General features: G+C 67.1%; 13 protein-coding genes and 1 pseudogene. 9 read left to right on the top strand and 5 right to left on the bottom strand.

The window, feature by feature from the left end; genetic code table 11:
* Positions 1-31 precede the first annotated feature (31 nt).
* From yghU to AAHK21_RS02835, 8 genes are all read left to right on the top strand, one after another.
* The gene (gene yghU / locus AAHK21_RS02800) at positions 32-871 is read left to right on the top strand and encodes a glutathione-dependent disulfide-bond oxidoreductase (protein ID WP_367856342.1); all 840 of its coding nucleotides are present in this window, start codon (positions 32-34) and stop codon (positions 869-871) included.
* Between the two features lie 165 nt (positions 872-1,036).
* On the top strand, positions 1,037-1,600 hold the full coding sequence (locus tag AAHK21_RS02805; RefSeq protein WP_367858939.1) for a hypothetical protein: 564 nt from the start codon (positions 1,037-1,039) through the stop codon (positions 1,598-1,600).
* Positions 1,601-1,616: 16 nt separating this feature from the next.
* Positions 1,617-2,201, top strand: a complete 585-nt coding sequence (locus AAHK21_RS02810; protein WP_046856024.1) for a hypothetical protein — start codon at positions 1,617-1,619, stop codon at positions 2,199-2,201.
* A gap of 208 nt (positions 2,202-2,409) precedes the next feature.
* Positions 2,410-4,113 (top strand): amidase, encoded by a 1,704-nt coding sequence (locus AAHK21_RS02815; protein ID WP_367856343.1) that lies wholly within the window; start codon positions 2,410-2,412, stop codon positions 4,111-4,113.
* Positions 4,114-4,253: 140 nt separating this feature from the next.
* Positions 4,254-4,949 carry a transcriptional regulator gene (locus tag AAHK21_RS02820; RefSeq protein ID WP_367856344.1) on the top strand — a complete coding sequence of 232 codons (696 nt, stop codon included), beginning with the start codon at positions 4,254-4,256 and terminating at the stop codon, positions 4,947-4,949.
* Positions 4,950-4,964: 15 nt separating this feature from the next.
* On the top strand, positions 4,965-5,879 hold the full coding sequence (locus AAHK21_RS02825; protein ID WP_367856345.1) for a pyridoxal-phosphate dependent enzyme: 915 nt from the start codon (positions 4,965-4,967) through the stop codon (positions 5,877-5,879).
* A 100-nt stretch (positions 5,880-5,979) separates the two neighbouring features.
* On the top strand, positions 5,980-6,594 hold the full coding sequence (locus AAHK21_RS02830) for a TetR family transcriptional regulator C-terminal domain-containing protein (protein ID WP_367856346.1): 615 nt from the start codon (positions 5,980-5,982) through the stop codon (positions 6,592-6,594).
* A 52-nt stretch (positions 6,595-6,646) separates the two neighbouring features.
* Positions 6,647-7,312, top strand: a complete 666-nt coding sequence (locus tag AAHK21_RS02835) for a M24 family metallopeptidase (RefSeq protein WP_367856347.1) — start codon at positions 6,647-6,649, stop codon at positions 7,310-7,312.
* Positions 7,313-7,320: 8 nt separating this feature from the next.
* Here the strand turns inward: AAHK21_RS02835 and AAHK21_RS02840 are convergent, their stop codons facing one another.
* From AAHK21_RS02840 to AAHK21_RS02860, 5 genes and pseudogenes are all read right to left on the bottom strand, one after another.
* Positions 7,321-8,733 carry a DOPA decarboxylase gene (locus AAHK21_RS02840; protein ID WP_367856348.1) on the bottom strand — a complete coding sequence of 471 codons (1,413 nt, stop codon included), beginning with the start codon at positions 8,731-8,733 and terminating at the stop codon, positions 7,321-7,323.
* Between the two features lie 79 nt (positions 8,734-8,812).
* Positions 8,813-9,757: a LysR family transcriptional regulator gene (locus AAHK21_RS02845; protein ID WP_139670148.1), complete on the bottom strand. Its 945-nt coding sequence runs from the start codon at positions 9,755-9,757 to the stop codon at positions 8,813-8,815.
* Between the two features lie 126 nt (positions 9,758-9,883).
* Positions 9,884-10,594, bottom strand: a complete 711-nt coding sequence (locus AAHK21_RS02850; RefSeq protein WP_023631852.1) for a YebC/PmpR family DNA-binding transcriptional regulator — start codon at positions 10,592-10,594, stop codon at positions 9,884-9,886.
* Between the two features lie 105 nt (positions 10,595-10,699).
* A complete protein-coding gene (locus tag AAHK21_RS02855) occupies positions 10,700-12,091 on the bottom strand; it encodes an FAD-dependent oxidoreductase (protein WP_367856349.1) in 1,392 nt (463 codons plus the stop codon).
* An 83-nt stretch (positions 12,092-12,174) separates the two neighbouring features.
* Positions 12,175-13,422 (bottom strand): annotated as a pseudogene (locus tag AAHK21_RS02860) (MFS transporter); the annotation flags it as partial.
* A 246-nt stretch (positions 13,423-13,668) separates the two neighbouring features.
* Here AAHK21_RS02860 and AAHK21_RS02865 point away from each other — a divergent pair.
* Positions 13,669-14,532, top strand: a complete 864-nt coding sequence (locus tag AAHK21_RS02865; protein ID WP_367856350.1) for a LysR substrate-binding domain-containing protein — start codon at positions 13,669-13,671, stop codon at positions 14,530-14,532.
* Positions 14,533-14,703: the final 171 nt, after the last annotated feature.

Below are 14,703 nucleotides of genomic sequence, written 5' to 3' on the forward strand. Positions count from 1 at the left end.
CCGGCCACATCGCGCCCTCCAGGAGATTCCCATGAGCAAGCCCCCTTATGTTCCGCCCAAGGTCTGGACCTTCGAGGCCCCTTCCGGCGGCCAGTTCGCCAGCATCAACCGCCCGGTGGCCGGTCCCACTCACGACAAGCCGCTGCCCACCGGCAAGCATCCGCTGCAACTCTACTCGCTGGCCACGCCCAACGGAGTCAAGGTCACCATCCTCCTCGAGGAGCTGCTGGCCCTCGGTCACGGCGGCGCCGAGTACGACGCGTGGCTGATCCGTATCGGTGAAGGCGACCAGTTCAGTAGCGGCTTCGTGCAGGTCAACCCCAACTCGAAGATCCCCGCCCTGCTCGACCGCAGCGTCGAACCGCCGGTACGGGTGTTCGAGTCCGGCGCGATCCTGCTGTACCTGGCGGAAAAATTCGGCGCCTTCCTGCCCCAGGACCTGGCCGCGCGCACCGAGACCCTCAACTGGCTGTTCTGGCAGATGGGCTCTGCACCTTACCTGGGCGGTGGTTTCGGCCACTTCTATGTCTATGCGCCGGAAAAGTTCGAATACGCGATCAACCGCTTCACCATGGAAGCCAAGCGCCAGCTCGACGTGCTCGACCGGCGCCTGGGCGAAAGCGCCTACCTGGGCGGCGATACGTACAGCATCGCCGACATCGCCGTATGGCCCTGGTATGGCCAGCTGGTACGCGGCAACCTGTACGGCGCGGCCGAGTTCCTGGCGGTACACGAGTACGCCAATGTGCAGCGCTGGGCAGAGGCCATCGCCCAGCGCCCGGCGGTACAGCGCGGCACCCGGGTCAACCGCACCTGGGGCGAGGAAGCCAGCCAGGTGGCGGAGCGCCACGCGGCCAGCGACCTGGCCTGAAGGGTTCCAGTTCGCGCGGCCGAGCATGGCCGGCACAAATAGTGGCATTGTGCCCTAAAGCTGCCGGCCCCTCGGCCGTAAACCTTGATCAGGTTCAACTCCGATCAAGGATGGCATCACTTGAAGAAACTGTTCCAGGCCAGCGCCGTCGTCGCCTTGCTGACGATGAGCGGCTGCGTCTCCTACAACGTCATCGGCCCGGTGGGCACGCCGCCCCACGCCTCTGCCGTCGCCAGCCCACGCAGCGCCCAGGTCGCCGATGTGCAGGTCAACGCCCCCGGCATTGACAACGCCACCGGCCAGGCCATCAGCCGCGCCCTGACTCCGCAGCTCAGCCAATACGTGCAGCGCGCCGGCTACTTCAAGGCCGTCACCGAATACCCCACGCGCCTGGACGAACAGGACGTGATGCTCAAGTTCGACATGACTTCGCTCAAGGGCCATCGCGCCCCGCACCCGGCGTACTTCCCCGGCGCCCTGCTGACCCTGACGTTCTGGATCTGGTTCAACGGCCCGATCTACGTCGACAGCTTCGACGTGGCCGGCAACCTGGTGATCGTCGACCGCGACGGCGTCGAATTGGCCAGGGCCAAGGAACAACTGCGCTTCGAACACAACGTCGGCCTCTACGGCGGCGAGTACTGGGCGCCTTCGATGGGCGGCAAGCAACTGACCAAGCTGGTCGGCGAGCTGCTCGACGACGCCACCGTGAAACTGGCAAAACGCTGATAACAGGAACACTTCGATGAACATCTGCAAACACGCCCTGCTGCTCGGCGCCCTGCTGCTCGGCGGCTGCGTCTCCTATTCCACCGGCGACCTGGCACCGGTCGGCACCTGGCCGCCGGCGGCGAGCACCGCCGCGGCCAAGCCCAACGCCTACCTGCGCAGCACCGCGCTGTACCAGGTCAATGACGGCGCGGCCGTGGCCGCCGCCGGTGCCCACGCCGACATGTGGGAGAAGACCATCAGCGAGACCTACCAGCAATCCGGCCGCTTCACCCAGGTCAGCACGCAGAAGGGCGAAGCAGACCTGTACGCCGAATCGACCCTGACCAACCACGAGGAGTTCGTGACCGCGTCGGCGTTCATCACCGGTTTCACCCTGTTCCTCATCCCCTCCACCGCCAAGAACACCTTCACCCTGCAGACCGTGTTCAAGGACAAGGACGGCAAGGAGCTCGGTCGCGTCAGCAAGAGCGAGTCGATCCGTACCTGGATGCAACTGGTGCTGATCGTCGGCCTGCCATTCCAGGCCGACACCCGCGACGTAGTGCGCGAACTGGCCCGCAGCACCCTGGACGAGGCGGTACAGCGCAAGCTGCTCTGATCGTCACCACCGTTCGAAACGGCGGGCTTGGCCCGCGATCGGCGCCAACCGGTCGCGGGCCAAGCCCGCTGCCGTTTCAGCCCCGCCATCCGGCGCTCAGCGTGCCGCGCTGCAACGAACCATTTCCCCGCTGCATGCCTGCGCCCACCGAGACCTTCTTGCTACACTCGCCGCCATGATTTTCCACCTGCACAACTGTGGTGACAGCATGATCGAGGTAACCGAGGTTTCCATTGCCGAGCTGCGCGACGCGCTCGAGTCCGGCCGCACGACGGCCGTCGAGCTGGTCAAGGCGTACCTGGCCCGCATCGACGCCTACGACGGTGCCGACACCGCCACACGGCTCAATGCCGTGGTGGTGCGCAACCCCGAGGCCCTGAAAGAGGCCGAAGCCTCCGATGCCCGCCGTGCCCGTGGCGAAACCCTCGGCCCGCTGGATGGCATCCCCTACACCGCCAAGGACAGCTACCTGGTCAAGGGCCTGACCGCCGCCTCCGGCAGCCCGGCGTTCAAGGACCTGGTCGCCCAGCGCGACGCCTTCACCGTCGAGCGCCTGCGCGCTGGCGGCGCCATCTGCCTGGGCAAGACCAACATGCCGCCGATGGCCAATGGCGGCATGCAGCGTGGCGTGTATGGCCGCGCCGAAAGCCCGTACAACGCCGCCTACCTCACCGCCCCCTTCGCCTCCGGCTCCTCCAACGGTGCCGGCACCGCCACCGCTGCCAGCTTCAGCGCCTTCGGCCTGGCCGAGGAAACCTGGTCCAGTGGCCGCGGCCCGGCCTCGAACAACGGCCTGTGCGCCTACACCCCGTCGCGCGGGGTGATCTCGGTGCGCGGCAACTGGCCGCTGACGCCGACCATGGACGTGGTCGTGCCTTATGCGCGGACCATGGCCGACCTGCTGGAGATCCTCGACGTGGTGGTGGCCGACGACGCCGACAAACGCGGCGACCTGTGGCGCCTGCAACCCTGGGTACCGATCCCGGCCGCCTCGAGCGTGCGCCCCGCCTCGTACCTGGACCTGGCCGTGGGCGCCGAGTCGCTCAAGGGCAAGCGCTTCGCCGTGCCACGCATGTACATCAATGCCGACGCCGAAGCCGGCACTGCCGAGAAACCCGGCATCGGCGGCCCGACCGGCCAGCGCATCAATACCCGCGCCAGCGTGATCGAGCTGTGGCAGCAAGCCCGCCAAGCTCTGGAAGCGGCCGGCGCCGAAGTGGTCGAGACCGACTTCCCGCTGGTCTCCAACTGCGAGGGCGACCGCCCCGGCGCGCCGACCGTGTTCACCCGCGGCATCGTCAGCAAGGAGTTCCTCCACGACGAACTGTGGGAACTGTCCGGCTGGGCCTTCGACGACTTCCTGCGCGCCAACGACGATCCCAAGCTCAACCGCCTGGCCGATGTCGATGGCCCGCAGATCTTCCCCCACGACCCCGGCACCCTGCCCAACCGTGAAGACGACCTCGCCGCCGGCATGGACGAGTACGTCAACATGGCCAAGCGCGGCCTGAAGACCTGGGACCAGATCGCCACCGTGCCCGACGGCCTGCGCGGCCTGGAAGCCACCCGCAAGCTCGACCTGGAAGACTGGATGGACGCCCAGGGCCTGGACGCGGTGCTGTTCCCCACCGTGGCCGATGTCGGCCCGGCGGACGCCGATGTGAACCCCGAATCGGCGGACATCGCCTGGAGCAACGGCATCTGGGTGGCCAACGGCAACCTGGCGATCCGTCACCTGGGGGTGCCGACCGTGACTGTGCCGATGGGCGTCATGGCCGACATCGGCATGCCAGTGGGCCTGACCTTCGCGGGCAAGGCGTACAGCGACAACAATCTGTTGAAATTCGCCGCCGCCTTCGAGTCTACCGGCTCGCGCCGCATCGTCCCGCCGCTTACGCCGAAACTGGGCTGACGCACCTGATCGCGGGGCCCTTCCGCTCCTGCCCTGGGTAGGAACGGGAGGGCCCCGCGATTGCTTTTGAGCGTTCGACACCATCGCCAAATTCAACTTTTTGTGTAATATTCAACACAATATTGAATCTGGTGCCGACCATGCTCACCCTCGCCCACGAACGCCAGCTCACCCTGAACGTGCTCAAGACCGCCCTGCAGGCCTTGGGCAGCGTCGTCCCGCGCAATGTGGAAATTCTTCTGCACGACCTTGAACACCCGGAACGCTCGGTGGTGGCGATCGTCAATGGCGAGCTCTCTGGCCGCCAGGTCGGCAGCCCGATACTCGCCGCCCCCGAACAGGACCAAGGGTTCAAGGCGCTGATGCAGGCCGCCGCCGATCAGCAGGGCTGCGACCCTGTGGTGCTGCCCGACTACCCCACCACCCTCAAGGGGCGCAGCCTGCGCAGCGCCACGGCGATCTACCGTGACAGCACCGGCCAGCCCTTCGCCAGCCTGTGCGTGAACACCGACGTCACCGGCCTGGACGCTGCCATGGCGTTCCTGCGGCACTTGCAGCCGCTGGGCGCCACGCCAGCCACGGTACCCGGCGACGAGCCCGCCGACATGACTGCATTGATGGCCGGGATCATCCAGGACGCGCTGCAGCGCAGCGGCCAGGGGCGGATGACCAAGCAGGCCAAGGTCGAGGCCGTGCGCGTGATGCAGGAGCGCGGCCTGTTCATCGTCAAGGGCGGCGTCGAGAAAGCCGCCGAGGCCCTCGGCGTGACCCGCTACACCGTCTACAACTACCTGGAGCAGCTGCGCGGCGAGCCCGCCGCGGCTGCCCGCGACTGAGCCACGGAGCCCACCATGCCCTTGCATATCCCAACCCCGCTGATCGAATCCCGTCCGCTGTCGCTGAGTGCCGGCCGCCCGGTGTGGCTCAAGCTCGAAGCCCTGCAACCCTGTGGCTCGTTCAAGCTGCGCGGCGTCGGCCACGCTTGCGAGACGCACCATGCTCGCGGCGCCCGTCACTTCGTCTCCTCGTCCGGCGGCAATGCCGGGCTGGCGGTGGCCTACGCCGGCCGCAAGCTCGGTGTGCCGGTGACGGTGGTGGTACCCGAGACCACCACCGAACGGGCCAAGGAACTGCTGCGCCTGGAAGACGCCCGCGTGGTGGTGCACGGCAGCTCCTGGCAGGAAGCCAACGAGCACGCGCAGACCCTGCTGGGGGCCGGCGACGCCTTCATCCACCCGTTCGACGACCCGCTGCTGTGGACCGGCCACGCCAGCATGATCGATGAAGTGGCCCAGGCCGGCTGCAAGCCGGATGCCGTGGTGCTGTCGGTCGGCGGCGGCGGCCTGCTGCGCGGCGTGGTCGAAGGCTTGCAGCGCAATGGCTGGCAGGACGTGCCGGTACTGGCAGTGGAAACCGCAGGCGCTGCGTCGCTGCACGCGGCCATGGCTGCCGGGCACAGCGTGGAACTGCCGGGGATCACCTCGGTAGCCACTTCACTGGGGGCCAAGCGGGTGGCCGAACAGGCGCTGGCCTGCACCCGCCAGCACCCGGTGGTCAGCCACCTGGTGAGTGATCGCGAGGCGCTCGACGCCTGCGAACGCCTGCTGCGCGACCACCGTCTGCTGGTGGAGCCGGCCTGCGGCGCGGCGCTGGCCTTGCTCGAACACCCCGAGGCAGTGGCGGCCTTCGGCAATGTCCTGGTGATCGTCTGCGGTGGCGCCACCGCAACGCTGGAGCAGATCCGCGCCTGGCGCGAAGCCTGCTGATCCGACACAGGCTCGCTTGAACACGAGCCTGGGCAGCTGTCGGCGAACACGCTAGCGCTATATACTTTTGAACATATCGATTCAGAAGTACGTGTTTGCCATGCCCAGTATCCGTGATCGCAACCTGCAACTGATCCTCGCCGCCGCCAGCGAGGAATTCGCCCACCATGGTTTCGCCGCCGCCCGGGTCGACGCTATCGCCGCCCGCGCCGGGCTGCCCAGGGCCAACGTGTTCTATTACTTTCGCAACAAGCGCCTGCTCTACACCGCAGTGCTCGACCTGGTGATGGAACCCTTGCTGCGCGCCTCGCGCAGCCTGGTGCCGGAGGCTCACCCCGAACAGGCCCTGCCCCGCTACTTCAAGGCCAAGGCCGAGGTGGCGCGCCAACACCCTGGCGCGGTGCGGGTCTGGCTCAAGGAAATGCTGCATGGTGCCCGGCAACTGCCCGGTGAACGCGCCGAGCTGCTGCGCAGCAGTGCCAGGCAGACCCTGGCCTGCCTGGCACAGTGGATGGAGCGCGGGCTGATCGTGCGCACCACGCCCGAGCACCTGCTGCTGTACCTGTGGTCCACGTCCCTGGCGACCTTCCGCTTCGGCATGGCCCCCGGCAGCTCAGGGCAGATCAAGCCATCCCGCGCCTCGACCCTGGCCCAGGCCGAGCTACTCTTGCGCGGCCTGCGTCCGGAGCCCTGCGCACTGGGCAGGAGCGCATGACCGATATATAACTAAAAATACAACGACTGACCTATCGACAAGGAGCACCGTCATGACCCCGGTCAACGCCGCCAAGGAAGCCGTAGGCGCCCCCTACCAGCTGGAACTGATGAAGCATGCCCAGCGCATGACCTGGGAGGCCGTCGAGCGGATCGCCCAGGGCATCCACCCCGGCATGCGCGAGTCACAGGCCCGGGCGCTGGGCCAACAGGTGCTGGTCGAGCTGGGCATGCAGCGCATCTGGCATCCCACCCACATCCGCTTCGGCAGCAATACGCTGAAAACCTTCAAGCAGCGCTCCGACGGCGATCCCGTGCTGGGCGATAACGACATCTTCTTCATCGACATGGGCGTGGTCTGGCAAGGCCATGAAGGCGATGCCGGCACCACTTTCGTCAGCGGGAACGACCCGCAGATGGCCGCCTGCGCAGCGGCGGCCCGCACCCTGTTCGATGAGGTGCAGGCCCAGTGGCGCGGCCAGGGGGTCAGCGGCGTCGAGCTCTATCACTTCGCCGCCGAGCGGGCACGGCAGCTGGGCTGGAAGCTGAACATGGACATCAAAGGGCACCGCGTCAGCGACTTCCCCCACGCCATCTATCGTGCGGGTGACCTGGGTGATTTCGAAGGCGCCCCCGGCGCCGGGCTGTGGATCCTCGAGATCCAGATCGCTCATCCCGAGCTCGCCTACGGCGCCTTCCACGAGGACCTGCTGGCCTGAACAGGGTCCTATTCGGCCACCACTCCCTGCAACCGCGCCCACAGCCGCTCGACATGCTCGCGCTCGGTGGGCAGCGCCCCCACCGAGACCCGCACCATCCAGCGCCCGCCCAGGGTCGCCGGGGTCACGTAGGCATCACCCGAGGCGTTGAGGCGCTCGGCCCAGGCGCGGGTGTGGGCATCCAGCGCCTCGCCCTCGAGACCCGTCGGGCGATGGCGGATGCACAAGGTCTGCAACTGCACCGGCGCCAATACCTCCCACGCGGGAGCCGCCTGCACCTGCGCGGCCAGCCACTGCGCGTTTTCCAGGTCGCGGCGCAGGCGTTGCTGCAGGGCCTCGACACCTTCGCTGCGCAGCATGAACCACAGTTTCAAGGCGCGGAACCGGCGCCCCAGGGGGATGCCCCAGTCGCGCAGGTTCTTCACCTCGCCATCGACCGCCGACTGCAGGTAGCTGGGGTTGGTGCTCATCACCCGGATCAGGTGCTGCGGGTCGCGCACATAGTAGATCGAGCAGTCGAAGGCCACGCCCAGCCACTTGTGGGCATTGACCACCACCGAGTCGGCCAGCTCGATGCCGTCCCACATCCAGCGGCACTCCGGGAGGATCATCGCCGAACCGGCCATGGCCGAGTCCACGTGCAGCCACAGCTGGTTGGCCTGGGCGATCTCGCCGATCGGGCGCAGCGGGTCCAGCGCGGTGGTGGTAGTGGTGCCGGTGGTGGCGACCACGGCGCAGGGCTGGTTGCCGGCGGCGAGGTCCTGGGCGATGGCTTCGCGCAGCGCCTCCGGGCGCATGGCGTAGTGCGCGTCAGTAGGGATCAGGCGAATGTTTTCACGGCCGAATCCGGCCAGCAGCGCGGCCTTGTCCACCGAGCTGTGGGCATGGGCGCTGACGTAGACCACCAGGGGCTTGCCCTGGGCCTGCAGGCCGCCGCGCACCTGGGCATGGTCGGTGGCACGCTCGCGGGCGCAGATCAGCGCCACCAGGGTGCTGGTCGAGGCGGTGTCCTGGATCACCCCGCTCCATTGCCCGCTAAGGCCGAGCAGCTGGCGCAGCCAGTCGAGGGTGGTTTCCTCCAGTTCGCTGAGGGCCGGGCTGGACTGCCACGACAGGCCGAGCACGCCCAGGCCCGTGCTGAGGAAGTCGCCGAGCACTGATGACAGAGTGCCGTTGGAGGGGAAGTAGCCGTAGAAGTCCGGGTGCTGCCAGTGGGACAGGCCGGGCATCACCAGCTTGTCGACGTCGGCGAGGATGGCCTCGAACGGCTCGCCTTGCTGCGGCGCGCCCTGGGGCAGCGCGGCCTTGAGGTAGCCGGGCTCGACCTGGGCCATGACCGGGCGTTCGCCGACGGTCTGGCGGTAGTCGGCGATCAGGTCGATCAGTTGGTGGCCGTATTGGCGGAATTGTTCGGGGGTCATGAGTGGTCTCCTGGCTGCACAATGCCTCGCAGTCTAGGCCTCCATCACCCGCCGAATAACCCCGCTTCGCGCATAGCTGCTATGGCAAAGGCGCATGCCCACCCTGCACGCCGAACTGCGACTGGCGCCACACCTCGAACACCCGGTTGCGCAACCAGCGATGTTCGGCCGAGGCCTGCAGACGCTGATGCCATACCACCCAGTAACGCTGGGTATGCTCGACAAAGCCCATGGGCCGCCAGCTCAGCCCATGCAACCGCGCCAGTTGCCGGGCGATATGCTCGGGCACCGTGGCCAGCGCCTGGCCGTTGCCGACCACCTGGACCATCGCGCTGAAGAACGGCACCTCCAGGCTGACGCGCCGTTGCAGCCCCTGGGCGCGCAGATGGCGGTCGATGAAGCTGTCCTTGTCGCCGCCACCGGACACTCGCACATGCTTGAAAGCCAGGTAGTCGTCCTGGCTCAGTTCGGCGCGGGCGCTCAGCGGATGGTCATGGCGCATCAGACACACCGCCCGGTCCTCACCCAGCAGCCGGCCGTGCAGGTTGGGTGGCGACTCGTCGAACAGCGTGGTGGCCAGGTCGATCTCGCCGCTGGCGAGCAAGGCGTACTGCCCGGCCTGCCAGGTGCGGTACTCCAGCGACACCCCCGGCGCCTCCTGCTCCAATGCTTTCACCAGCTGCGGCAGCATATGTTCGGCCACGTAGTCCGAGGCCGCCAGGCAGAAGCGCCGCTCGCAGCGCGCCGGGTCGAACGCTGCGGGCTGGCGCAGGGCGTTGAGCTCGTCCAGTACCTGGCGCAATGGCTCGACCAGCGTTTCGGCATGTTCGCTGAGCACATAGCCACGCCCCTGGCGCACCAGCAGCGGGTCGTCGAAGGCCTCGCGCAGGCTGGCCAGCTGGCGGCTCAGCGCCGATTGGCTGCAGCCCAGGCGCTCGGCGGCATGGCTGAGGTTCTTCAGCTGCAGGAGGCAGTCGAGGGTGCGCAGGTGGGCGAGACTGAGGGAGGCGAAGGTGGGGTTCATACAAGCTCCCCTTGGGTGAGTCTAAAGGCCTCATCGCCGGCAAGCCGGCTCCCACAGGCATCTGCGCAACCCTGTGGGAGCCGGCTTGCCGGCGATTGGGCCGCAGAGCGGCCCCTGAAGCACCAATCAGTCAGTCAGGCCGACATAGACGTTCTGCACGTCTTCGTTCTCGTCGATAGCCTCGAGGAAGGCCTCGACCTCGGCCAGGGCTTCGGCGCTCAGGCTGGCAGCACTCACCGGGTTCTTCGGGGTATAGCCGATCTTCGCCGAAGTCACGGTGAAACCATGCTCCGGCAGGGCTTTCTGCACGGCATCGAGGTCGGTGGTGTCGGTGATGAACAGGGTCGAACCCTCTTCCTCGCCGTCCTCGAAGTCCTGGGCACCGGCTTCGATGGCTGCCATTTCCGGGTCGGCGTCGCCTTCCGGGGTCGCCTCGATCAGGCCGACGTGGTTGAAGTCCCAGGCCACCGAACCGCTGGCACCCAGCTGGCCCTTGCGGAACAGCACGCGGATCTGCGCCACGGTGCGGTTGACGTTATCGGTCAGGCACTCGACGATCAGCGGCACCTGGTGCGGGGCGAAGCCTTCGTAGCTGACCGCATGGTATTGCACGGCCTCGCCGTCCAGGCCGGCGCCTTTCTTGATCGCGCGTTCCAGGGTCTCACGGGTCATCGAGGCTTTCTTGGCCTGGACGATGGCCAGGCGCAGGCGCGGGTTCATGTCCGGGTCGGCGCCGGACTTGGCGGCGATCTGGATCTCCTTGGCCAGCTTGCCCATGATCTTGCCCTTGGCGTTGGCCGCCGTTTCTCTATGCTTGGCTTTCCACTGTGCGCCCATATCGACTCTCTTTGTTTCAGCGGCCGGTTCAGGAAGCGACCGGCCAAAAAGTGGGGAGAGTTTATACGCCCTGCGCACCGGGTTCGACAAGAAATCGCATCAGCTTCAGCCCTTGTCGGCCTTCCCCGCCGCCGCCGCGAACTTCGCCAGGCGCACATCCAGCCCACGCGGACGCACGCCGCGGTCTTCGGCGCGCTCCTTGCGGCGAATGGCGTTGCGCACCATCAGCGACCCCAGGTAGCGCACCGGCTCCGGCGGGAAACGCCCCAGCGGGCCCTTGACCAGCGGCGAGCGGGTCCAGGCGTTGTCCAGCCCCAAGGCCAGCGACGAGAGGATCTGCCCGCCCATGTGACACGGCCCCACCCCGCTGCCCGAATAGCCGAAGCCATAGAACACGTTGCCCTGCCCATCGAGCCGGCCAAAGAACGGCAGGCCGGTCACCGAGCGGTCCGACGGCCCGTTCCAGCTCGCCGCCAGCGGCACCTCGGCCAGCGCCGGGAAGAACTCGGCCAGGCTGTCACGCAGCAACGGCTGATACGGCGATGGCTGGTCGAACACCGGCAGCATGCGCCCGCCGTAGGCGAAGGTATTGCCGCCCTTGCCGAGCATCAGCCGGCCATCGGACGTGTTGTGGTAGTAGTGCACGAAGATCCGCGAGTCGAGCACGCTGACGCCGCTGTCCAGGCCGATCTGGCGCAGCAGTTCGGGGCATGGCTCGGTGATCACCATGTCGCTGGAGACGATCGCCACGCTGCGCTCGAACTGCGGGAAGGCCCGCGCCATCCAGGCATTGAGGCCGAGGACCACGCGGTCGGCGCGGATGGTGCCGGTAGCGGTGCGCACCTGCGCCGGCGCGCCATGCTCCAGGCCGGTCATCGCCGTGCCTTCGTGGATGCGCACGCCACGCTGCAAGGCCACCCGGCGCAAGCCGCGCACCAGCCGCCCCGGCTGCACCGTGGCCGCGGCCGGCGAGTACCAGCCCTCCAGGTGCCGCTGGGAGCCGGCCAGGCGCTGCACCTGCTCCAAAGCCAGGCGCTGGAACGAGTTGATGCCGTGGCGCTCCAGCGCAGCGATCACCGCATCGGTGCCGCCGAGCTGGGCCCGGTTGGTGGCGGTGTAGAGCGTGCCGTCCATGCGGAAGTCGCAGCGGATGCCATTGGCCGCGCAGAACTCGCCGATGGCGCCGATACTGCGTTCGGACTCGCGCACCAGGCGTACCGCCTCGGCCACCCCGAACAACCGTTCGAGGGTGAAGTACTTGGCCGACCAGGACAGTGCACAGCCTCCATTGCGCCCGCTGGCCCCGGCGCCACAGATGTCGGCCTCGATCAGCAGCACCTCCAGCTGCGGCGCCTGCTCCTTGATCATCAAGGCAGTCCACAACCCGGTGTAGCCACCGCCGACGATGCACACGTCGCAGCGCGCATCGCCGGCGAGCGGCGGGCACGGGGCCTCGTCTTCCTGGTCCAGGGCCTGTTGCAGCCAGAAGGGTCTCATCTGCTCGCTTTCCTCTAGGTACGCAGTGGCTTGATCGCCATGCCTGTATTGGGGGCCACGTCGGTGGCCTGGGGTGCCGTTGCCGGACGGCTGTTCCAGTGCGGCAGCAGCACCAGGGCGGAGAACAATGCAGTGCCGGCGAAGACGATGAATACCGTGACGCTGTCGAAGTAGCCTGGCAGCAAGCCGCCAAGCACTGCGCCCACCGAGCCGCAGCCGTTGACGAAACCGGCTGCGGTGGCGCCAGCCTTGGCCGTGCCGAAATCGATGGCCGCGGCGCCGCTGATCATCGAGTCCGGGCCATACAGGGTCAGGCCCATGACGAACAGCAGGGCCACCACCAGCACCACGCTGCCGCTGTGCATCGCCGCCATGAAGCCGGCCAGGGTCAGGGTCAGCAGCACCAGGCTGATCACGCAGGCCGGCATGCGCCGGGCGCCGAACAGCTTGTCCGAAGCCAGGCCGATGAGGATCGGGCCAAGCAGCCCGGCCAGCTCGAAGGCCGTGGGGATGATCGCCGCGCCGACCTTGCCCACCGAGGGCATCTGCTCGAAGACGATCACCGGCCCCCACAGCAGGATGGCGTAGCGCGCCGGCTTGAGCATGAAGTAGGCAAGGCCCAGGGTCAGCACCGTGCGGTTGCGCAGGATCTCGCGCAGCGGTGCCCAGACACTGCACAGGTTCGCCCCCGGGGCCATGCTCTGCGGTTCGGGCTCCACCGCCGGCAGGCCGACGTCCTCGGGTTTGTTGCGCTGGAAGATGAAGAACAGCACCGCCACCGCGGCCACCACCACGGCACTTGAGAAGAATGCCGCGTGCCAGGTGCCGACCAGGGTGTAGGCCCACCAGCCGGCGAACGGCGAGGCCACCAGGCCGCCGAAGGCGTAGCACGAGCTCCAAAGCCCGAGCACCCGTCCGCGCTGGGACGCCGGGAAGAAACTGCCGATGTTCTTGCACAGCCCGGCCCAGCCGGTGGATTGCGCCAGCCCCTGGACCAGCATGCAGGTGGCGAAGATCGGGAAGGTCGCGTAACTGCCCATCACCACCGCCGCCGCCGCCGAGATCAGCAGCCCACCAAGCACCACCACGCGCGGCCCGAAGCGGTCGGCGAGCATGCCCCAGGTGAACTGCCCCACGGCGTAGGCGGCCAGGTAGATGGCGTCGAGGTTGGCCATGGCGGCCTTGTCGAGCATGAACGAGGGGTCTTCGCCGATGCCGAGCTTGGCCACCGAGAAGGCTTTGCGAGTGAAGTAGAAGGCGGCGTAGGCCAGCCAGGTGATCGCGAAGATTTGCACGCGCCAGCGCTTGATGGCGCCCAGGGATTGGTTCATTTGACTCTGACCTCTTGTTTGAGTGTGCCGGCAGAATGTGAAGAAACGCCTGTCTTGTTGTTGTGTTGCGCACTGCGTGACGGAGGGACGTCACCTGGTCAGATGGCGGTGGTGCCGCCATGGCCGACATGCCGCTACTCGTGGCAGAGGCGTCGGGTTGAAACACATGGAAACAGCTGCTGACTGATAAATAAAATCGATTTATCGTATTTCACACATAAGCCCAGCTTTTAAGTGGAGTGTTCGATGTCGGTCTCCCATGCTCAACTCAAGGCCTTCCACGCGGTTGCCGAACAGGGCAGCTTCACCCGCGCGGCGCAGAAGCTGTTTCTCACCCAGCCGGCGGTGTCCGACCAGGTGCGCAAGCTCGAGGAGCGCTTTGGCGTGCTGCTTTTTCACCGCAACAAGCGCTCGGTGCAGTTGACCGACCTGGGCGAGCGCCTGCTCGGCGTCACCCAGCGTCTGTTCGCCTGCGAGGCCGAGGCCCTGGAGCTATTGCAGGACTCACGCGCCCTGCACACCGGCAGCCTGACCCTGGCGGTGGACGCGCCGGTGCACGTGCTGCCGCAGATCGCCCGGTTCTGCCAGCGCTATCCGGGGATCCAGGTGAAGATCGAGACCGGCAACACCGATGAGTCGCTGGCGCGGCTGTTCAGCTACCAGGCCGACCTGGCCCTGCTCGGGCGCGATGTCGATGACGAGCGGCTGTTCTGCGTGCCGATGCGGCGTGACCCGATGGTGGCGTTCGTTTCGCACCAGCATCCTTGGGCCAGCCGGGGGCAGATCAGCCTGGCGGACCTGGACGATACGCCGCTGGTGCTGCGTGAGCCGGGGTCGGTGACGCGGCAGACGCTTGAGGAGGAAATGCAGCGGGCGGGGTTGCGGATTCGGTCGGCGATCCAGGTCGAAGGGCGGGAGGCGGCGCGGGAGGCTGTGGTGGTGGGGATTGGCGTGGGGGTGGTGTCCGCGGCTGAATTCGGGGCCGATGCGAGGGTTTGTGCTTTGCCGATTGTGGATTGTCAGCGGCATTTGACGGAGACGTTGGTTTGTTTGCAGGAACAGCGGATGCGGCGGGTGGTGGCTACGTTTTTGGAGATGGTTTTGGAGTAGGTTCTTTGGTTATTGTTTTGGTTTTTGTATGCACATTCGTAGGTGATGTCGACTTTTAGTCACCTTTCCGCCCTTACGGCGGCCTACTTTGGTCTTGGCCAAAGTAGGCAAAACCGTTCGGCTCCGTTCATACGGCCCCTGCGCTTCGCTCCGGGGTTCCCTCGCTCCGTT

The organism is Pseudomonas sp. TE50-2 (assembly GCF_040813665.1).
GTDB lineage: Bacteria > Pseudomonadota > Gammaproteobacteria > Pseudomonadales > Pseudomonadaceae > Aquipseudomonas > Aquipseudomonas soli.